Annotated in this window: 22 protein-coding genes; 10 read left to right on the forward strand and 12 right to left on the reverse strand. The window is 55.5% G+C overall.

The features are described from left to right. The first annotated feature begins 84 nt into the window (after positions 1-84). The 4 genes from ACA070_RS12300 (at position 85) to ACA070_RS12315 (ending at position 3,359) form a co-directional block, all read left to right on the forward strand. On the forward strand, positions 85-975 hold the full coding sequence (locus tag ACA070_RS12300; protein ID WP_497451342.1) for a LysR family transcriptional regulator: 891 nt from the start codon (positions 85-87) through the stop codon (positions 973-975). 173 nt (positions 976-1,148) lie between these two features. Beyond that, positions 1,149-2,048 (forward strand): tetratricopeptide repeat protein, encoded by a 900-nt coding sequence (locus ACA070_RS12305; RefSeq protein WP_497451343.1) that lies wholly within the window; start codon positions 1,149-1,151, stop codon positions 2,046-2,048. A gap of 55 nt (positions 2,049-2,103) precedes the next feature. After that, positions 2,104-2,985: a tetratricopeptide repeat protein gene (locus tag ACA070_RS12310; RefSeq protein WP_497451344.1), complete on the forward strand. Its 882-nt coding sequence runs from the start codon at positions 2,104-2,106 to the stop codon at positions 2,983-2,985. A gap of 158 nt (positions 2,986-3,143) precedes the next feature. After that, positions 3,144-3,359, forward strand: coding sequence for a DUF4287 domain-containing protein (locus ACA070_RS12315; protein WP_497451345.1), 216 nt, complete (start codon positions 3,144-3,146; stop codon positions 3,357-3,359). A gap of 231 nt (positions 3,360-3,590) precedes the next feature. On the opposite strand, the gene ACA070_RS12320 is transcribed toward ACA070_RS12315, so the two are convergent. Genes ACA070_RS12320 through ACA070_RS12350 form a run of 7 tightly spaced genes read right to left on the reverse strand, consistent with a single transcriptional unit; the run spans position 3,591 to position 9,937 of the window. Then, entirely contained in the window at positions 3,591-5,009 is a 1,419-nt protein-coding gene (locus tag ACA070_RS12320) for an ATP-binding protein (RefSeq protein ID WP_497451346.1), read from the reverse strand. Then, positions 5,006-5,668 carry a response regulator gene (locus ACA070_RS12325; protein ID WP_497451347.1) on the reverse strand — a complete coding sequence of 221 codons (663 nt, stop codon included), beginning with the start codon at positions 5,666-5,668 and terminating at the stop codon, positions 5,006-5,008. Before ACA070_RS12325 ends, ACA070_RS12320 begins: the two co-directional genes overlap by 4 nt. Before the next feature lie 12 nt (positions 5,669-5,680). After that, entirely contained in the window at positions 5,681-6,325 is a 645-nt protein-coding gene (locus tag ACA070_RS12330) for a tetratricopeptide repeat protein (protein ID WP_497451348.1), read from the reverse strand. Further along, entirely contained in the window at positions 6,322-7,131 is an 810-nt protein-coding gene (locus ACA070_RS12335; RefSeq protein ID WP_497451349.1) for an SDR family oxidoreductase, read from the reverse strand. The genes ACA070_RS12330 and ACA070_RS12335 overlap by 4 nt, the downstream gene beginning before the upstream one ends. After that, positions 7,118-7,792 (reverse strand): iron-containing redox enzyme family protein, encoded by a 675-nt coding sequence (locus ACA070_RS12340; RefSeq protein ID WP_497451350.1) that lies wholly within the window; start codon positions 7,790-7,792, stop codon positions 7,118-7,120. The genes ACA070_RS12335 and ACA070_RS12340 overlap by 14 nt, the downstream gene beginning before the upstream one ends. Further along, positions 7,789-9,270: an AMP-binding protein gene (locus ACA070_RS12345; protein WP_497451351.1), complete on the reverse strand. Its 1,482-nt coding sequence runs from the start codon at positions 9,268-9,270 to the stop codon at positions 7,789-7,791. The genes ACA070_RS12340 and ACA070_RS12345 overlap by 4 nt, the downstream gene beginning before the upstream one ends. Beyond that, a complete protein-coding gene (locus tag ACA070_RS12350) occupies positions 9,260-9,937 on the reverse strand; it encodes a thermostable hemolysin (protein WP_497451352.1) in 678 nt (225 codons plus the stop codon). Before ACA070_RS12350 ends, ACA070_RS12345 begins: the two co-directional genes overlap by 11 nt. Positions 9,938-10,142: 205 nt before the next feature. Here ACA070_RS12350 and ACA070_RS12355 point away from each other — a divergent pair, with 205 nt between their 5' ends. The 6 genes from ACA070_RS12355 (at position 10,143) to ACA070_RS12380 (ending at position 15,577) form a co-directional block, all read left to right on the forward strand. Continuing rightward, positions 10,143-10,739, forward strand: a complete 597-nt coding sequence (locus ACA070_RS12355) for a cytochrome b (RefSeq protein ID WP_497451353.1) — start codon at positions 10,143-10,145, stop codon at positions 10,737-10,739. A 498-nt stretch (positions 10,740-11,237) separates the two neighbouring features. Beyond that, complete coding sequence (locus ACA070_RS12360; RefSeq protein ID WP_497451354.1) at positions 11,238-11,600, forward strand: DUF6124 family protein; 363 nt, start codon at positions 11,238-11,240, stop codon at positions 11,598-11,600. A gap of 351 nt (positions 11,601-11,951) precedes the next feature. Further along, positions 11,952-13,208 (forward strand): nucleoside triphosphate pyrophosphohydrolase family protein, encoded by a 1,257-nt coding sequence (locus ACA070_RS12365; RefSeq protein ID WP_497451355.1) that lies wholly within the window; start codon positions 11,952-11,954, stop codon positions 13,206-13,208. 150 nt (positions 13,209-13,358) lie between these two features. Then, on the forward strand, positions 13,359-13,808 hold the full coding sequence (locus ACA070_RS12370; protein WP_497451356.1) for a hypothetical protein: 450 nt from the start codon (positions 13,359-13,361) through the stop codon (positions 13,806-13,808). After that, positions 13,805-14,416 carry an Nmad2 family putative nucleotide modification protein gene (locus ACA070_RS12375; RefSeq protein WP_497451357.1) on the forward strand — a complete coding sequence of 204 codons (612 nt, stop codon included), beginning with the start codon at positions 13,805-13,807 and terminating at the stop codon, positions 14,414-14,416. The genes ACA070_RS12370 and ACA070_RS12375 overlap by 4 nt, the downstream gene beginning before the upstream one ends. A 489-nt stretch (positions 14,417-14,905) precedes the next feature. Beyond that, the gene (locus ACA070_RS12380) at positions 14,906-15,577 is read left to right on the forward strand and encodes a uracil-DNA glycosylase (RefSeq protein WP_497451358.1); all 672 of its coding nucleotides are present in this window, start codon (positions 14,906-14,908) and stop codon (positions 15,575-15,577) included. A 167-nt stretch (positions 15,578-15,744) separates the two neighbouring features. Here ACA070_RS12380 and ACA070_RS12385 read toward each other — a convergent pair whose 3' ends face one another. From ACA070_RS12385 to ACA070_RS12405, 5 genes are all read right to left on the reverse strand, one after another. After that, entirely contained in the window at positions 15,745-16,506 is a 762-nt protein-coding gene (locus ACA070_RS12385; RefSeq protein WP_497451359.1) for a hypothetical protein, read from the reverse strand. Between the two features lie 279 nt (positions 16,507-16,785). Continuing rightward, complete coding sequence (locus ACA070_RS12390; protein WP_497451360.1) at positions 16,786-17,217, reverse strand: hypothetical protein; 432 nt, start codon at positions 17,215-17,217, stop codon at positions 16,786-16,788. Positions 17,218-17,244: 27 nt separating this feature from the next. Beyond that, positions 17,245-18,348, reverse strand: coding sequence for a P-loop ATPase, Sll1717 family (locus ACA070_RS12395; protein WP_497451361.1), 1,104 nt, complete (start codon positions 18,346-18,348; stop codon positions 17,245-17,247). A gap of 287 nt (positions 18,349-18,635) precedes the next feature. Next, positions 18,636-19,739 carry a DNA alkylation repair protein gene (locus ACA070_RS12400; protein WP_497451362.1) on the reverse strand — a complete coding sequence of 368 codons (1,104 nt, stop codon included), beginning with the start codon at positions 19,737-19,739 and terminating at the stop codon, positions 18,636-18,638. A gap of 25 nt (positions 19,740-19,764) precedes the next feature. Next, the gene (locus tag ACA070_RS12405; RefSeq protein ID WP_497451363.1) at positions 19,765-20,376 is read right to left on the reverse strand and encodes a glutathione S-transferase; all 612 of its coding nucleotides are present in this window, start codon (positions 20,374-20,376) and stop codon (positions 19,765-19,767) included. Between the last annotated feature and the right edge of the window lie 70 nt (positions 20,377-20,446).

Below are 20,446 nucleotides of genomic sequence, written 5' to 3' on the forward strand. Positions count from 1 at the left end.
TTTCGTCAAAAGAATGTTAGTTTTTGCGCAGCCGCTGTGCGTTTTCAGACAGCGCCTCACCCAGCGTAGCCCCAAGGACGACTCATGTTTGATTGGAATGACCTGCGGTTTTTTCTCGAGTTGCAGCGCAGCGGGCGTTTGCTCACCGCCGCCCGCCGTTTGAACACCACCCACGCCACCGTCGCCCGACACATCGAGGCCGTCGAAAAGAGCCTCGGCACGGCGCTGTTCGTCCAGCACGCCCAGGGCTACGAACTGACGCCGGCCGGCGAAGCGCTGCTCAAACACGCCGAAGCCATGGAAAACGTCGCGTTGCTGGCGCAGGAGGAAATCACCCAATCCACCGCGCCACTGGGCAAAATCCGCGTCGGCGTGACCGAAGGGCTGGGCATCATGTTCCTCGCCAGCCGCATGAACGGCCTGTTCGAGCGCTACCCGGGATTGGAAGTGGAACTGGTGGCCGTGCCGCGCTTCGTCAGCATCCTCAACCGCGAAGCCGAAATCAGCATCCACCTCGAACGCCCGGCCGCCGACATGCTCGTCACACGCAAACTCACCGACTATCGCCTGGCGCTCTACGCCAGCCAGGCCTACCTCGACAAGGCGCCCCCGCTGCACAGCCGCGAAGACCTCGGCCACCACGCCTGGATCGGCTACGTCGACGACCTGCTGTTCAGCCAGGAACTGATGTTCCTCAACAGCTTCTGCCGCAACCCGCAAGTGGTGTTCCACAGCACCAGCGTCATCGCCCAGCAACAAGCGGCGCGCTCGGGATTGGGGATTGCCGTTTTGCCGTGCTACATGGCCAGCGCCGATCCGGAATTGGTGCCGTTGTTTGCGGATGAGAGCATTGAGCGCAGTTACTGGATTAGCACGCGGCGGGAGCTGCACAAGTCCGTGAGATTGCGGGTGATGTGGGATTACGTGGTGGAGCTATGCGAACGCGAACAAACCTTACTGCTAGGCCCAACCTAACCGGTCTACGCAATCCCCTGTAGGAGCGAAGCTTGCTCGCGAAGGCGCCAAGCCTGACACACCGCTTATTCGTTCTTCGCGGGCAAGCCTCGCTCCTACACACCCACATCAGGTAACTCATTTTTTCTTCATGACGGCCGATGAAGTTCACACGATTTCAACGGACGCACTTCATGAACAAGGCTGTTGCTTTACTGGCGTTCACTGCCCTCATTGCAGGATGCCACCCCATCGCCCCTTTCAACGATTCGGACGATCAATCAAATCTGCGCTGCGCCAATTACTTTTTTCACGACCCCCTCAACTCATGGCAGGTTGATTACATCCACGATCACAGCAAGCGCGGCGACACCATATGCACTATGACCCTCGGCAAAATGTATGAAATTGGCCATGGCGTGCCCCAAAACATACTGAAAGCCAAGGCCCTTTATTTGTCCGTGGCCGAAGTAGACCTGTTTGCCTATGCCCGACTCGGCCGCATGGCGGAAGAAGGCATCGGCGGTCCGCCCAATCTGGTTGAGGCCAGACAGTTTTATCAACTCGCTGTCACCAAACCCTTGAACAGCAACCTTGAAGCCAAACTGGCCAGGTTCATGGAGGAAGGCATCGGTGGTCCACAGGACTTCGAAGGCGCGCTGACGCACTACCTAAACGCCCCCGGGTTCGTCGGCGACGCTTCATGGCAGGGCATGGAACGGATGCGCGCGAAAGGCCTGACCCTCACGAGCGAACAGCAACAGCGCTACAACGATCGCTTCATCGACACCGTGCAATACGGATTCAGAAAAAAGATCGAAGCCATTCAGGACGTCTTGGCGAAGGAGAACACGCCAATTCCGGCCGGCAAACAGGTTCGATTGCAGCTGGAATACACCCTCGGTTCGTTAGTGCCCGGTTTCTCGCTTGTGGAGAGTTCCAGCGTTAGCGCCATCGACCAAACGGTGATGCAGGGCTTCAGCGACTACCGATTCCCCGCCGATCCAATAATGCCCCCGGGCCTGAAGAGTTTTAAGTTGATCGCCGTTGTCGGGCCGGGCGCGAAAGACACACTCGCGAGCAAGAAGGACTGACCCGGGCCTTTCCACCGTCCGAGCAAAAAGGCTACGACTTCAAAGGAAGCAAGACATGAACAAGGCTGTTGTTTTACTGGCGTTCACTGCCCTCATTGCAGGATGCCAATCCATCCTCCTTCCAAGCGGTCTGGACAATAAAGTTTCCCCCGGCTTGCGTTGCTTTGGTTACTGGGGTCATGAGTCCACCAACGCGCTGGAGGCCGCCTATATCCAGGAACTTAGCAAAAGCGGCGATAGCTTATGCAGATCGATCCTCGGCAGTCTTTACGAGAATGGCCATGGTGTGCCCCAGGACATACCGAAAGCCAAGGCTATCTATCAGTCCTTGGCCGACGCAGATCCGAGGGCCTATGGCGAACTCGGCCGCATGGCGGAAAAAGGCATTGGCGGGCCCCCCAACCTGGTTGAGGCCCGACAGTTTTATCAGCGTGCCGTCGCCAAACCGGGGGCTCCCGACAATGAAGTCAAACTGGCTGAATTCATGGAGTACGGCATAGGTGGCCCCCAGGACTTCCAGGGTGCGCTGAAGCATTACTTGAATTCCGCCGGGGTCATCGACAGCGCCTCATGGGAAGGCGTGGCACGGATGCGCGCCAAAGGCCTGACCCTGTCAACTGAACAGCAACAGCGCTACAACTACGTCTTCGCTAGCCGCGTGCAGGACGGCGTCAGAAAAAAGAGCGAGGCCATCAAGGAGAGCCTGGCGGCGGAGCACACGCCGGTGCCTGCCAGCAAACGTGTTCAAGTACAGCTGGTATATACCCCCGGCTCGGTAGTGCCTGCGATCTCGTTGCTGGAAAGTTCGGGTAATGGCGCAATCGACCAAAAGGTAATGCAGGGCTTCAGCGACTACCGATTCCCCGCCGATCCAATAATGCCCCCGAGCCAGAAGACTTATAAGGCGATTGGTACCCTTAATGGAGAGTTGAAGTGACAGGCTCCAGCCAACACCGCTGAGTTGTTCGCAATGACGAGGCGGGTCGAGTGAAGGCGGGGCAGGGTGGTTGCCGGATTAACACTTGGCGTCCAATCTTAGGCGTGACGACAAGGAGCGTTATCCGACACTCCGTCGCGAAACAGGGAGCTTGCAGCATGAGCGAAGAGACAAAAGTGAAAGGCCCGGCGTCGTACTTTCCGTCAATCGAGAAAAAGTACGGCCAGCCGATCAGCCATTGGCTGGATCTGCTGGGAACCGTGAGTGGCAAGAAGCATATGGAAATGGTGGCTTGGCTGAAGGATAAACATGAGATGGGGCATGGGCATGCCAATGCGTTGGTGGCGCATTATTTGGCGAGTGCTAAAAAGTGAGGGAACTGTAAACGGCTTGCAAAGTGGCATGGCAATGACTTCAAGGCTGGATGTGCCACCGCCATCGCGAGCAGGCTCGCTCCCACATGGATTTGGCGTCGTTCGCGAGTGTTGTGGTCGACACCGGCCCCTGTGGGAGTGAGCCTGCTCGCGATGGCGTCGGAACTGGCGCACCGCATTCAGGCGAGGATTACTGAAGAACTCACACCGCAAGCCCCAGTTAGGGATAACTCAAGCATTCGGCGGCAACTCGCGCGTGGTGCGCTGCAGCGGATAGCGCGGCTGGCTATCAGGAATGGACAGCGTCGCGCGCAACCCACCTTCCGCCCGGTTGGCCAGCGTGATGTGTCCGCCCATCCGGGTCGCGATGGTGTTGACGATGGTCAGGCCCAAACCCGCTCCATGAACATTCCCGCGGCTGTAGAAACGTTCGAACAATCGCCCGCGATCCGCTTCGTCGATGCCGGGGCCCTGGTCCTCGACGCTCAGCGAATAGAACCCGTCCGCTTGACTCAACTGCACCGTGATAACGCCGTGTTCGGGGGAAAAGTTTGCCGCGTTGCTGATCAAGTTGTTCAGGGCGATGTCGATGGCGGCGGCGTCGGCCACCACTTCAAAGGGGCGATCGGTAACGTCAAAAGCCAGCTCAAGGTTTTTACTCAGCAACCACGGCGTCAATTGCACGAGGCTGTCGCGCACGGTGGCGGCCAGGTCGATGCGCTGCAACACCGGCGCGATGCCTTTGGGTTCGAGTCGGGCCATGGTCAGCAGTTGATTGACCAGACGGCTGGTGCGGTCAACGCCCGCGATCAGGAATTCCAGGGATTCACGGCGCTCCTGTTCAGTGCCAGCCTCCAGCAGGTTTTGCGCATGCACCCGCAGCACCGCCAGCGGCGTGCGCATTTCGTGGGCGGCGTCAGCGATGAAGCGCCGCTCGCGGCCCAGCACTTCCTGAATCTGCGCGAGCATGCGATTGAGCGCCGCTTGCATCGGCTCCAGTTCACTGGGCAACGGCGTCAGTTGCAGCGGCTCCAGCGAACCGCTGTGCCGCGCCCGCAAAGTCGCCGCCATGTCTTCCAGCGGCTTGAGGCCCCAACCGATCGCCATCCAGATCATCGCCGCCAGAATCAGGCTGCCCAGCACATTGGGCCACAAGGTATGCCGCACGATCCGGTCCACCAGGTCCGAACGCACGTCGTCCCGTTCGCCAACCCAGATTCTCAGGTCATTCTGTTTGTCTTCCAGCAGGAACGCACGCCAGTGGCGGTTGTTCAGGTCCACCACGTCGCTGAAGCCGGGTTTGGTCGGCGGCAAGTTGAAGGAGGGCGCGCTGGCCGTGTGCACCAGCACTTCACCGGAGCGGTTCCAGACCTGAAAAGCCAATTTGGACTCGTAGGGATGGCCGTCGACCCTGGGCTCCGCTTCGCCGAGCGCCTGGTTGAAGGCCTGATACAGTTCGGCGTGCTCCTTGCTGGCCATCGGCATGCGCATCACGCCCTGCAACAGCCGCGCATTTTGAGCGAGTTGGGCATCATAGACTTCGGCGATTTCGTGATTGCTGTCATGCAGGTTGAACAGGCTGATCACCGCCACCCCCACCAGCATCAAGCCAATGATCAGCGTGAGGGTGCGGCGCCGGATCGACGTCATCGACGTTCCTCCACCAAGTAACCGACCCCGCGAATGGTGCGGATCAGGTCGGTAGAGAATTTTTTGCGCAGATGATGAATGTGCACTTCCAGGGTGTTGCTTTCGGCTTCCTCGTTCCAGCCATACAGCAACTGCATCAAGTGATCGCGGGTCATGACCCGGCCCGGCGGCGAGAGCAATTCGTGGAGCAACTGATATTCCTTGGGCGTCAGCGCCACCGGTTCGCCCAGGTAACTGACTTGCTGCGTACCGGGGTTCAGGCTGATGCCGGCGTGCTCGATCAGCACCTGGGCGCGGCCGGCACTGCGGCGCAACAAGGCCCGCAGGCGAGCCTTCAGTTCCGCCAGATCAAAGGGCTTGATCAGGTAATCGTCGGCCCCGGCATCCAGCCCGGCAATGCGGTCTTCGGTCGCGTCCCGCGCGGTGAGGATCAGCACCGGCAGGTTGGAGCCGCTGTCACGCAAGCGCCGCAGCACTTCAAGCCCGTCCATGCGCGGCAGGCCGAGGTCGAGCACCGCCAAGTCGAAGGTTTCACTGAGCAACGCATGCAAGGCGCTGGTGCCATCTTGCAGCCAATCGACGGTGTAACCCTCGCGGCCCAGGGCTTGATGGATGCCCTCGCCGAGGGCCACGTCGTCCTCGATCAGTAATAAGCGCACACGAGCTCCTTGTCAGTCGAGTTTCTTGTTCACGTCCACCAGCAACGCTTCGATCTCTTTGCGCCGCCCGGCATCGGCGGTTTCCCGGCCTGGCCTTGGGGCGGCTTGCAGGGATTTTTGCAACGCGGCCCGCGCTTCGCCGTAACGTTTTTGACGGTAGAGGTGATCGCCCCAGAAGTACAGACTATCGATGCCGTCCGGGTTGAGTTGCAAGGCCTGCTTGAGCAACTGCTCGGCCTTGTCCGAGTCACCGAAACCGATGGGCCAGCCGGGAACGCGGTCGTACAACGCGCCGAGGCTGGTATAGGCCGAGCCTTGCAGGGCTTTGGGGTCCAGCGCCATGGCTTTTTCCAGATCGACTTTCGCCGCTTTGACTTTGCTCAGTGCACCGAGCCCACCCTGCGCACCGGCCCAACTGCTGCTGACGATGCCGGACCAAATCCACGCTTCCGCCACCGATTGGCGTTCCTGGGTGAACGCGGACGCCTGGGCTGCCAGCTTCTCGAATGCTGCGGTGCGTTGCGCCTCCGGCACTTCGTATTGAATGTGCGCCCAGCTTTGCTGGATGCCCTGGAGGCGTTGCTGGTCGGCGGGCTCCAGTGCCCAGACGCTTTGGCTCAGGGCTCCCAGCAGCAGGCACGCGATGATTTTCTTCATGGTTTGAGGTTCTCGTTGTCGGGCTTTTGACTCAGGCGACGGATCAGCGGCAATTGCTTGCGCAAGCCCCGGTCCACCAGATTGGGCAGCAGGCTGTTGAGGCGCACGAAAAAGCGCTCCGGCCAGCCTAGATACAAGTCGCGGCGGTCACCGGCAATTGCATGCATCACTGCGGCGGCGACGGTTTGCGGATCATCGACGTTGGCCTTGAGCGCATCGTTCAACGCCTGCGCCGCCGGGCTGTTCATGCTCGTGCGGGTGGCGCGCGGGGCGACGTAGAGCACGCTGACCCGGGTGTCCGCCAGTTCCCGGCGCAGGGCTTCGGAAAACCCGCGCAAGGCAAACTTGGTGGCGCAATAGCTGGCGTAACCGGGGTAGCCGATGGAACCGTAGGTTGAACCGACGTTCACCACCATCGCGCTCTCGGCTTGCTTGAGCAGCGGAAGCAGGGTTTTGGTCAGGCAGATCGGCGCGCTGATGTTCACCGCCAGCATGGCGTGGATGTCGCTGTCCTCCAGTTGTTCGAGCATGGCGAAGTGATTGACCCCGGCAGCGTTGATCAGCAAGTTGACCCCGCCAATCGCTTCGGCCGCGCTCATCACCTTGCGTCGGTCGGACAGCACGGTCAGGTCCGCGCCGACCCAGCACAGGTGTTGCGGATAGCGCTCAAGCAAAGGCGCCAGTGGTTCCTGATGCCGAGCCACCGCCAGCACCCGGGCGCCGTTGGCACACAGGGCGGTGGTGATCGCCAAGCCGATACCGCCGCTGGCACCGGTCAGCACCACGCGAGCTTCATGCAGCTGCATGCAAAGTCTCCCCGTCGCGCGGCAAGCCACGAAACATGTCGGTGTACAGCCTGTACACCACTTTGGAGGCGTGAATCACCGCCGCCTGATCGGCTGGATCGTCGAGGGTGTTCATCAACCGGCGATAGGTCTGCATGTGCTCGATGTCCAGCGAGCCATGGGAACTCAGGTAGCTGAAGGCGCTTTCCGGCAACGCCAAACGCTCGCGAATGCTGCCGGCGGCGTGGGTGGCCAGGGCGATGCTGGTGCCTTCCAGCACGTTGACCATGCCGAACAGACCGACCGGGTTGTCGCGGGCGATCAGGTCGTAGAGAAAGCTGACCATCAATTCAATCGGTAGGGAGGGGCGACCGTCGCGCACTGCGTGCTTGTCCCCGCCGCAGGCTTCAATGTCATTCAGTACCCATTGTTCGTGGCCGTATTCATCCTCGATGTACTCGCAGACCGCTTCACGCAACCATTCCAGGCGCGACGGCAATTTTGCACCGCAGGCCATCATCAAGGGCACGGTGTGGCGCACGTGGTAATAAGCTTGCGCGAGAAAAGCCCGGTAGCTGTCCAGGCTGACCTTGCCCTCAAGGGCATCGCGGATGACCGGCAGATTGAACAGTTCATGGCGTTCGTGTTGCGTGGCTTCTTGCAGCGTGTCGAAAAAACTCATGATGCGGATTCCTCGGAAAATACAGATTCAGTCAGTTGCGCCCGGTAGCGCTCGACGATGGCGTCACGGCGCGGGCGGCCATTGGCGGTGAGCAGGCCATTGGCGGGGGAGAAGGGTTGATCGAGACGGGTCCAGTGATGGACTTGGGCGTAACCGGGCAAGGCCTCGTTGGCCTCGGCGACGGCGGCGGCCAGTTCACCGTCGGTGCACGCCGGGCGATGGGGCCAGAGCAGCGCGTGGTTGCGTGGCATGGCTTCGCCGTAGACGAAGGCCTGGGCGATATGGCGGCGCTGGGTCAACTCGGCCTCGACCCATTCCGGGTTGACGTTGCGCCCGAAACTGGTGACGAATTGATGCTTCTTGCGCCCCTTGAGGTAGAGAAAACCATCGGCGTCAAACTCGCCGAGATCGCCCGTCGGCCACCATTCATCGGTTTGCGGCGCCTCGCCCAAATAACCGAGCAAAGTCGAACCCTTGACCAGCACTTCGCCGTCCTCCGCCAAGCGAATCTCGACGTGGGGCAGGGGCCGGCCGACACTGCCGGGGCGGCGTGCTTCGGGCCGATTCAGACACACCACCGAGGCGCATTCCGACAGCCCATAACCTTCATAAACGGGTATGCCGATCCGTTGCGCACGATGCAGCAACTCCTCGGACACCCGCGCGCCACCCACTGCGGCGAAACGCAAAGAGTAGGGGCTGAAGGCTTTCTGCTCGGCGGCGCTGACCAGCATCAGCAACAACTGCGGCACCAGAATCAGGCTCTCGGGCGCACGGGTCGCCAGGCAACCGAGCAACCGTGGCACATCAACACCGCTGGCCCCCTGAATCCCGAGGGTTTTCTGACTGGGCAAGCTCAACGTTGCCCCGGCATACAACGCGGCATAGCAACCGAGGTTTTCCAGCAAAATCGCCAAGGGCAACAGCGCCAGATGATGCTGCGGATCGCTGGGTTTGCTGGCCTGATTGAGTTCGCGAGCGACCGTTAAAAGACTCTCGGCGCTCAGGCACACGCCTTTGGGCGTTCCCGTGGTGCCGGAAGTGAACGTCAGTTTGGCGGTCCCTTCAGGCATCCGGTTCGGGCCGCTGAACGTACGGCGCCAGAACTCACCGCTTTTCTCATACCCGGCCGTTTGCAATTCATCGTCCAGCTTAGGCTCCGCAATCACCCGTTCCGCCTGACTCTGTTCCAGGCAATGGGCACGTTGAGCCGGGCTGAAAAACGGCGGCAGCGTCAGGCACGTCAGGCCTTCAAACAGCGCCGCCAGGTCCCAGAGCATCGCTTCGACGCCATTGTCCAACGCCAGCGCGATCACCTTGACCTTCTCATCGCGCAGCCGTTGCTGGCGGTACACCACTTCGGCATACAGCGTCGCGTAATCCACTTTCAGCTGATCACCCCACAACGCGATGGCGTGGGTCTTGCGCTGGGCATGGCTGCGCAGCGTCTGTTTGAAACGCTCGGTTTCAGGCGACATGGCTGGATTCCTCAAGGGACGTCGGCAACCCCAGGCGATTGAACATCCCGATGTTGCGCAAATGAATGAAACCGGCGCGGATGTTGCCGACGTGCACCCAAGGCTTGCTCTCGTAATAACTGCCCCAGTGCTGGCGCTCATCCCCCAGCCGCTTCGGGTCGGCCGCGCACAGCGTCACCGGCTTCAAGCCCAGGCGATGAAAGCTGTTCACCAGCCCGATATTGCCGGTAAACGCCACCCATTCCAGACCGCCCATGGCCAGCAAATAAGTGATGGCGATGATGCTCATCCGCGCGCTGCCAGTGTCGCTGGCGGCCAGGTTGCCGACTTCAACGATGCCGGCGCGATCCACCGGGCGGTCAGCCGCAGCGCTGATCAGCGGCTCGATCGACTCGTCCAGATAACGCTCGAGAAACAACGATTCGACGTTGGCCAGCCGTACACCAGCCACCGCACACAGCGTGCCCGAGGCATTGCCCATGCCAAACAACTCCGGCATGAAATGACGAATATCAGCGCCGTGAGCCTTACGAAAACGTTGCTGGATAAAGGCTTCGAAGACAGGACGCTCGACGTCGTCCGGCAACGCTCTGGCCAGACTCATCGGCGGCGTTTCGGCCTGGCCGAAGCGCAGGGGTAGAGGAATATTCCATTCAAAATCGGGCATTGGAATGCGCCTCCCGGGTCAGTGTGGGAGGAGTATCGGAGGCATTTCTTAACGGAGTCTGAAGGTGAAAAAAAGAGCGACCGACGCAGTCTTCAGATTGCCTTAAGACTGGGCGGGCAGGGTGTGGCCCGTCGGTGCGGTGACACACCGGACCCCGGCCGCACGAATGACTCGGCAGCCGGCCATCAGGTTCACGAGGCCCTTTATGACCCGCGATTCAGTCGCACAACGCTATGGAAAACTGTCGATCACAATGCACTGGCTGATGCTGGCGTTATTTGTGGGCGTGTATGCCTGCATTGAAATCAAAGGCCTGCTGCCCAAGGGCCACGCCTTGAGGGGAATGTTCCTCGGGCTGCACGGCCTCTTTGGCTTGAGCATTTTTGCCTTGGTGTGGGTGCGTCTACTCGGACGCCTGACGCCTCGGCCACCGATTACCCCGGCGCTTCCTAAATGGCAGACCGGCGTTTCGCATCTCATGCATCTGGCGTTGTACGTATTGATGATCGCCACGCCGTTATTGGCCTGGCTGATGCTCTCGGCCGGTGGCAAGCCGATGCCCTATTTCGAGTTCTTCCTGCCATCGCCAGTTACGGCTGATCCGGACTTGGCTAAGCAATTCAAGTACTGGCATGAACTGCTTGGCAGCGCGGGTTACTGGCTGATTGGCTTGCACGCAGCGGCAGGGTTGTTCCATCACTACTGGGTCCGCGACAACACCCTGATCCGCATGCTGCCCGGCCGATCCAGTAATCCCATCAACCAGCGCCAGCGATACCCCCGAACCCGGCGCCAGCCATAAACCGGACGTGCTAATTGCCGCCCCAAGCCCCCGCGCCTAACACAATCCCCTGTGGGAGCGAGCCTGCTCGCGATGGCGTCAGATCTAACAACATCAATTTCAGCCTAGGATTTTTACCCGACTGTTGATGCACTTAAACAGGTTTCAAGGCTCACGTTTAAAGACACTCAGTGTTACGTCCCAACGGCTACAACGCCTTGCGTCATTACCTACGCGTACGCCAGAATCCGCCGGCTTGTGCGCCTGTGGGGCGGGCTATATCGTTTCCCGGTCACTGAAAAACAGTGATCGGGTTTGGTAGCCCGCTTGTGACAGTCGCATGGCGACACCTTTCACAGTCTCCTTTTTTGGGCGCTGCTTTATGGTGGTCATGCGTGGGGCTCCTTTGTGAGCGCCGGGTTTCCTGTCGCAACCGGTCTACCAACCCATGCATGGCCGCCACTCTTCGTTTGGTAGCGAGGGTGATGGCTCCTTAAATTTGCGATGGGAGCTTCATCTATGATCAAACCAACACCAAACCCACCGGACACCGATCCGGCATCCCCCTACGAATCCCTCGATTCCAAAAAACTCCACGAAGCCGCCGAACGCGCCCTCGACCACTACCTCAACCCAGGTGCCAACATCATGGCCAGCACCCACGAACCCGAACCCATGTTCCTCGCCAACCCGGCATACGACACCGAATCCCTGCTGGCCAACGCCAGCGAATCACTGGGCTCGGCTACCACCATGCTCAGCAATTTTGCGGCGTTGCTGGATAACTCACACCGCAAGACGCTGCTGGGGATCACGCAGGTGGTGATGTTGGGGGAATTGGCGGTGAATCAGGCGTTGGATAAGGTTGAGGTGAAGGAGTAAGTAGAAACCCTCTGTGACGGCCGGTTTGTCCGCCGTCACAGTGGGAGTAGTAACTCCGCATTCATATGCACGATTCAGCTTTCGGGCGAAATCGAATCAGGACTGGCAGCTATCGGGCCAGAAGAGGCACTCGTGAGCAGGTTTAAAAGACCAAATGCGACCTGCACAGGATGCTGTTGTTCTCTAAGAAGCTCAAGATGGCAGAGTACTCGGAAACTTTAATGTTATTAGTCACACCGCTCGACCAATTCTGGGGGCTTGTGCAACTCAGTTCTCATACCCCATGATGATGTCAAAGGGACAGCCGGAGTTTCTCACGGTTTTGTACCGATACTTCTTCCGGAGGGTTGCATGGACGCCAACACTTTTTCTAAATCGGGCAATTTTTCCGATTCACTTCAAGCACCCGAACAGTTTGTAGTTCTTCCTGCAGCGGTCGGCGACGACTGCACAATTAGCATCAGCACCTATCAAAAAATAGCCAAAACGACTGACAAGCTGCCTGATACTGGCTTGGAGCTTACGATCTTGGGGCTATTCGGTGAGGTCGGCAGTCTTCTGAGCGCACTTAAGAAAAGGCAGCGAGATCGGGCCGCTTTCAAAAGGTACAATGCCATTATTATCGAGGAGCTTGGGGACGTCCTTTGGTACTTCTCTAACCTTGCGTCCCGCGCCCACCTGGATTTAGCCGTGCTATCCCAACGGGTCAATCGAGAGATCGAAGATTGGGACGTCGTTGAACATGAGGAGCCAAACCTTGTATTTGGTGATATGCAGAGGCCGATTGATGAACCTGTCACGGAAGAGGCTTTTAGCGCGCAAGTTTTAACGCTCGCGGGTTGCGTAGGGGACCTGTTGAACGATTTCAAAAATGATACGTTCACAAAAAATCGCGACAAGTTATCTGCACATCTGGTGGATATTTTCCGAGCATTGGTCGCTGCTGCAGACTCCGCTGGCGTGGATATGGATGCAGCCGCAATTGGAAACCTCAAGAAGACGTTCAGCCGCTGGCCTGGGGAAGTTATCTACCCGCCCAAAATTGATGCAGCTATGCCAAAAAATGAAAGGCTGCCTCCGCATTTAGAGTTTTTCATCGCAGAAGAGAACATTGGTGGTAAGCAGTACGTCATTCAAAAATGCAACAAAATTATCATTGGCGACCGCCTGACCGACAACAAAATGGAGCGAGATGACTATCGTTTCCACGATGTATTCCATATCACTTTCGCGGTGCATCTTGGCTGGTCGCCTGTACTGCGAGCTCTTCTTCACCTGAAGCGTAAAAGTGTTCCAGACTTGGACGAAAACCAAGACGGCGCCAGGGCGATTCTCATAGAAGAAGGTGTGGCCACGTTCATTTTTGGCCGTGGGCTCGAGTGCGATTTATTTAAGGAGGTCGATCACATCGACTATGACCTGTTGAAATCAATTCAAGAATTCGTACGCGGTTATGAAGTCGAACGATGTGCATTGTGGCAGTGGGAGAAAGCGATCTTGGACGGGTTTGATATTTTTCGAAAGCTCTCGCACTCTAGAAAAGGGTACATCACCGCTGACTTTGACGATCACACAATCAGCTTTCGTGAGGGTGATGACGATGAGTAGGAGCCTTCCTTGGGCTAAGTATTGCACAGCATCACGGTATGCTAGTTCTGGGCGGTTTGATTACGCACTGTAAACTTTAAGCGAATCACTGATCGCCATTGAGCAAAAAACAAAAACAACGACACCAGGTGTTTGAAGAGGGTCCTTATTATGAGCAATGAAAAAGCGTGCATCGTGTTCACGATCGGAATGGAGGCCGAAGCAAAGTCAATCGCCCATAAGCTCGGCGAGGCCGGATTCGATGTTTGCACTGCCGAGGCTGAACAGGAAGTCGTGGAGGTAGCACAAGCGAAAGGTGTTGTTCCAGCCGAAATTAGAAGCTGCATCGACAATGCAGCTATCTGCTTTTTTCTCATTCCAGAGGAAGGTAATGACTGCTTGGCGGCCGCTGCGGGTCATGCAGGCACGTCCGGAAAAAACATTGTTGCTGTCGCTGAAAACGTTGATTCTCTACCGCAAATATTTGATGACATTGCCAGCTCCGTCCTAACTATAGACAGCCCTCAATTGGATAAAGTGATCGATGGGCAAAAAGTATGGGAGCGGCCTGATGGTACTCCTAGCCCTAAACGCGGTATAGACCGAGTCAAGTGTCAATGAACAGAGTACCAAAAGTCTTTTCATATAAGCTCGTGAGGGATTATGGGTTCGCGCCTAACCCATTTCATGGTATCTGCACGTTAGGAACATGCAAGCCGCAAATCAGGCAAGCAGCCCAGATAGGCGATATTGTGGTCGGCTGTGGCAGCGTGAAATTGAACCGGGTGGGAAAAATCATTTTCGCAATGAGAGTCTCCGGAAAAATGTCGTTTCAGGAATATTGGGATGACGAGAGGTACGGAATAAAAAGGCCTAATTTGTACTCAAGTAAAAGCATGGCGTATGGCGATAATATTTACCACGTCGTGAACGATTCGTGGGTCCAAGAAGACTCTCATCACAGTTTTGATGACGGACATACTAACCAAGCGAATTTAAAAAGGGATCTTGGTTCCGATAATGTGCTTATCGGAGAGCAGTTCGTTTATTGGGGTACCAATGCGCTCACGATACCTCCACATCTACGTGATTTCCAAGGCGAGGATCTCTATCCCCCAGCCCGGAACTACCGATCTAAATTTTCGGAGATGTTTAGGGCCGAGGTGGACACTTGGTTTAAATCACTTGATGCCTGTGGCTATCGAAGCCGACCAGCCTCATGGAAGTAAGGGTGGGCTCTGGAGTTTTGCTCGCTGCGCTTATACGGCTACCAGGCTGTTGATGCTATTTCTTACTGTAAAGTTTGTTGAATTAATGCAAAATATTTGCACTAAATTTTATCTAAACTAGTAGTCATGCTGATCGATGTCGATACGGAGGGATTTTGCTGGTTTTGGTAGTAAGTGTTCCATCTCATGAGAATGAGGACCGCTCGGGCGATGATCATCGCGGGAGGTATTGCGACCTGAATTTTCACTACGCCAGGACGATAACTTCCAAAGCCCAAATAGGCGACCTTGAGAGCGGCGTCCTTAAGCAGATTTAGAGCATGATCCGGGGCTCCAGGTTGAAAAAATGCAAGCTCTGGCAGTAGGAAATAGTCATACTGATGTGCTTTCAGGTCCTCCGAGACTTTAGACACACTGCGGAAAACCCTGTGATCGCTGGCGTTTATCAGCACACAATGCGTTTGAACCTCCTGTAAAGAACGAGCAGCAATGAACCCTACAACCTTCGTGAATGCCCTGTCTAAGTTGAAGCTGGACAACGTATTCAACCCATACGCTGACAAGTGTCCAATCCACGACCGTTCAGACGCCGTGTCGGCGCGTTGTCGCAATCTGCGTGGCTATCTAAAAGCCGCAGCAGAGATTGGCGTAGACACGATTTGGATGGGGCGCGACCTCGGCTATCGTGGCGGGCGACGGACAGGCCTTGCATTGACGGATGAATACCACCTCACCGAGATGACTCAGAGATATCCGGGTTCAGACTTCAAGCAGGCGACCGTTGGTCCGGCTCTTGCGGAACGCACAGCCTCTGAGATTTGGTCAGTATTGAGAGCGGTTGATCTGCCCCCCATGTTATGGAACGTCTTCCCGTTTCATCCACATGAGCCAGGAAATCCGTTCACCAACCGCAAATTCACGGCCCGTGAACTTCAGCAGGTCAACGTACTAAATGAAATGCTGATCAAGTGGCTAAAGGTTCGTCGCGTGGTAGCGATTGGGCAGGATGCGTTCAATTACGCCAGTCGGTTCGGAATTGAGGTGGTTGCGATTCGCCATCCTAGCTACGGCGGCATCAAGGACTTTCGCAATGGAATGAGCGCTCTCTACGATATCCCAGTCGAGGTGCTCAATCCAAAGCGTCAGGCTTCACTTTTCTGAGTCTCAGCAAGTAAGAAAGTGCACGGATTTATTTTCTTGGAAATAGATGCCTGCTTTTTTCTTTTGGAGTTGGCGCCGTGAATATGAAATTGTCCTTTTACGGCAATGTCGGATGAATACTAAACGCGGAATGCATCAGATTTGGCAGCATTTAATTTGTTAGAAAATTATCCGCTGCTATTTTGAAGAGAAGAGGCCCACTGCTCAGATAAGTCAATGAAGCTCTCGGTGTAAATTAGGGCGGCTTCGGCTTCATCACTGTGGTAAATAAACAAGCTGTGTGCGGCGTCGTTGCCAGTTAACCTTATGTTATGCATATCATAAAAAATCCTGTGCTCGATTTTGCTGTGGTCAAGCTGGTCTCTTATGTCGGCATCGCTATCTTGGCTAAAACCCACTAATAACAGTTTTTTGAGTCGGTCGGCAAGTTGATTTGCGGGTTTTCTTTTTGGATGGCGCAATTCCCACATTTTGATTGATTCAATATCAATAATTTTCCTACATATAACTCCCACCGCATCCCATGCCTGCAAGCTATAGCATTTCTTCGCTTGTGCATACAGGTCTCGAATATCAATAATTTGTGGCGAAGAAAAATTCTGTGGTGGTGGAAGAATAGGGACGTCGAAATCTATAAAGAGGTCTCGGTTGCTCTTAATCTGTAGATCGGTCTCGGCAAAGTCCTTGAGAGTTGCAATTGAGTTTTTAATTTCATCATTTTTAACAGATACAGTTGCGCACACAAAATTTTTGCAGCTTTCGCAAAATGAGGAGATTGAAAATAGGCCGAAATCAAAAGTTAGCCATTGATCATGATGGAATTTCTCTATTACGGGAGGTTCGTTTTCAGTGCTGCTCGCTAATATTTTGAATTTTCCATAATGGCCGCATCTAGGGCAATTTGATATAAAAAATAATTTATCCGTCATTTAGGCACTCCTTAACTAGTGTTGTTGCTCTGCGAATATATTCTCTCAATCATGCCTAAGCACGCTAAAAACAAGCCGGGGATTTCTGCATGTTTGATGCCGTCTTTGTAAAGTCACAGGCGATAGGTGAGTGAAAATTTTTGCCTGTTTAAAAACGATACAAAGATGGCTGGGTCCTGAAGAGTGGGACGGATTTATTATCCAGAAGGGTGCGGATAAATAAAACCTTCTCTTTTTTTTGCCCAAGAGGGCTTGAGTTATGGGTACAACTTATGAAAATTATGCTTCAGCATCGTCGGAAATGTAATCTTCGTCCTTACTACCCGTTGTTTCTAAGGAAGCCCCCACCAATTCATCAAGCCCTCTTTCGATAATTCTAGCTACTCTGGGATCTGATACTTCGTATAAGAAGGAGGGTTTTCCTCCTGAGTCGCCGGGCACGGAACCGCTCTGACGGACTAAGCCTACATCGCTCCACTTTGTGATCTTATTGCGTGCGCCTTGGTCACCTATCCGGAACGTTGTTTGAACGTCTTTGTTTATAAAGGTCGTTTTTCCAAGACGATAAAGCTGAAACAGTGTGTCCTTTTTGTACCAGGTTTGAATAGTGTCTCTCGCGTATTTGTCTTGAGCTAACTCGATCGAGATTATGTCGATTTTGGGAGGAGCTTCACTTCCGCGAGCATCGTGCTCCCTAAACAGGGTGTCCATTAATCTGATTATTTCTCGGGGGGATCGTTAGGATAATGCGCAGAATTGCTTGAATATAAGCTCGGGGCTTATATCCTCGGCGAATATATCAGAAAATTTAGTCATGCCTTCAGAGTAGAACTCAATTCTTCGGTCTAGCATCTGTTGAAGTTGTTCGGCTGTCCAAACAATTTTGGCATTGGCAATTTTATCTAGTCGAATTTTTAACTTGTTGTTGAAATGATCTTCGACATTGCCCCAGACAAAAAACATCCACGAGAATCCGTCTACTTCAAGGAGCTGGATGTTTGCAAGTAAAGGATGGATAAGGCGCGCAGTAGCCTCTACGGAATTGTCGGTTTCGCTGGTTTCATCGAGCTTATCAACAAGAATGCACACTCCTGTAAAGCCAAACATACGACTAAGTTCAACTAATTTAGAAAGAATTGCTCTGGGTGTGTTGGCGGAATCGCTAACCAAGCTGGTCAATATGCGCTCAGCAGAATCTTTAATGTCGAGGCTCTCATCAACCTTGTTTTTGACAAACACGTGGAGCAGTCCTGCAAAGATGTTGCTTACAGATCCCCATCTTCTAGCAATCCAAACTTTGCTCTTGGTGGTCCATGCACTGCCGAGTAATTTGAATGCCTCCGATGTGGACGTGTCTCTATCCATTTCTGGGGTTGTTAAGTATAAACCTTCGAGCAAAGCTAAAACTAATGCTTTGTCATGCTTGTCTAGATCGTTCAGATGCTTCTCGCGATCTTCATCTTCTAATGAAGAAAGCCAAGCGAACATTTGTTCAATAACAAAAAATGCAGCAAGGGTGCAGATATCTTTGTCTTTCAGTTGGCCGCGTTTGAATTTATCAAGAATTTGACCGAAGTCGGTAAGGTTGACGATAAACGGCTGAGCAATCTCGGGTTCTCTGGCGGCCGCCTCCCATGCTTCTTTATATACAGTTAGCCTCGTGGCGCTCTTTCCGGCACCACGGTCTCCAAATAATATAAAAGAACTAAGGCCAACCGCACGTTGTGCAATCGTTTCTAGGTAAGGAGGCCGAACCGCGTAAGCAGCGATGTCGGGTTCTTTTTCGGCATTATAGTGCTCAAAAGGATTTCCCTTTAGACCTAGGCTCTGCGCGATATTCATCCTGCTCCCTTCCGTCGGAGTTTTTTAAGGATGTCAAAATACCATTACTCAGCAGGCCGTGAAACCCATCAGATGAATCGCCCCAAATTTCGCAGGCGCATCGACGGACCAACCGGAACCACTCCCGGGTTAACGTCCGCCGTTAGCCGATTGTTGCCTATCGCGAAGCCCTGCAATCGACTCGAATCGGACGGCGAAAAGGAAAGGTTCATTTTTTGCGATAACGCGCTAGGTCAGGCCTGAAGCCATCGCGAGCAATTTTCGCTCCTACAGAAGAGCAGCATGTCTCAGACGAGAATTTCGAATGACGTACTGGCAAGGCGTTCGCCGTTCACCAGGACGTGCACTGCGTGTCTGCCCACATAGTGCTTCCGAGTGGTCAGCTCCTTTATCTGCTGCCCACGACTGACCCGTTCAGTCGCCTCACCAGCCAACGTCAACGCCTTAAGCTTGAACACCTTCGCCGAAGTGCTGCCATTGGCTTTGACGTAATCAATCGCATAATCAATCACCAACCGCTGACTCTCCGCCACCGTGGATTTCACCGCAAACGACAAAGTAATCTTCTCCCCCAACCGAATCACCGCCGGCTCAACCTTCACCCCAACAATCTCAACCTCCGCCTTACCACTAGCCCCAATAATCGCGAGCGCCCGCTGATTCCCCTGCTTGATCAAACTACGCAACGCATGCTTGGCAATCCACGCGGTGTGCTTGTTCTCCAGCGACCACCCCTCAATCAAGTCCAACACCCACTCCGGATGGTCCTTGGTAATGTCATTAAGGTGATTGGCCACCGACTTGCGCACGTAAAGGCTGTCATCCGCCTTGAGGTTGTCCAGAATCCCGGCGGCCAACGTCGGATCACTCTGAATCTGCTCCAACCGAAACGACCACGGCAACCGTGGCCGACTGCCTTCACTGGCCAGGCGTCGCACATGCTCATTCTCATCCCGAGACCATGCCTGCATCAGCGCCAACGACCGCTCCAGATCGCTGCGCAGAAAATACCGAATCGCAAATTCCGCCGACCCAAACGCGGTGAAGTACTTGAGCGCGTCCATCGAGCGCTCGAAATCATGCGCGCCATACATCGCCACGTAATGCGGCAGCGAGATGCTGACAAATCCGCTGTTCAGGCGGGGGGCGAGGGCGCGTAACACTTCGAGGGATTCGTGATAACCCAGCGGCAACACGGCGTGCAGGCATTCGCTGACGCGGGCCATGCGTTGCATGATCGACAGGTCGGCGAGGCCGTCGTTGGCCATTTTCAGGAAGGCTTTGGCGTTGAATGCCGGGTAGACCGCCGTCATTTCGGTGGCGATGTGCTTGAGGCGCTCGGCGTTGAAGATTTCCTTCAGCGCCGGGGCGGGTTGTTCGGCGGCGGTCATGGTCGGGTCCGTTCGAGGGGGCCGGTCAGGTTATCGGGGTACTGATGAAGGCCTCAAGCTTTTCCGCCTGCGCGGTGAATTCGGCGATTAAAGGAAACCGTTCGGCGTCGACTTGGTCCGGTGTCACCAGGTTGGTGAAGCTCCAGGCGACGGCGAGGGTGATGCCGTCTTGCCCGATCAAGGCGCCGTTTGCCAGAGGCTGTTTTTCCAGCTCGCGTTCAAGTGCCGAATAGGCTGCGGCGAGTTGCCCTTCAACCCGCTCGACCCAAGGCTGGTATTGAATCTCGGCAGGGCGCAGGTTGCGTTCGTAGTAAAGCTGCACTGACTTTTCGCACGCCGCCAACCCGAGCCCGATCAGGCGCCATGCGCGCAGTCGCTGCTTGAGGTCGTTGGGCATCAGGCTTTTGCCGGGGCCGGCCAGGGCTTCCAGGTAGTCGATGATCAGCGTTGAGTCGATCAACACCTCGCCATCGTCGAGCACCAGGGTCGGCGCCTTGACCACGGGGTTGATCTGCTGGAAGTGTTCGAAGTGGCGGAACACGGAAACCGATTCGTGCTCCAGGTCGATGCCCAGGTGCCGGGCGGAAATGGCCACGCGCCGCACGTAGGGCGAATCCAGCATGCCGATCAGTTTCATTGCGCCGCTCCTTCAGGTGTCCATGTCGGGATGGACTACCTTAGCTGAGGTTCAGCGACCTGCAAACGGC

The sequence above is a fragment of the Pseudomonas sp. LBUM1678 genome (genome assembly GCF_059695575.1).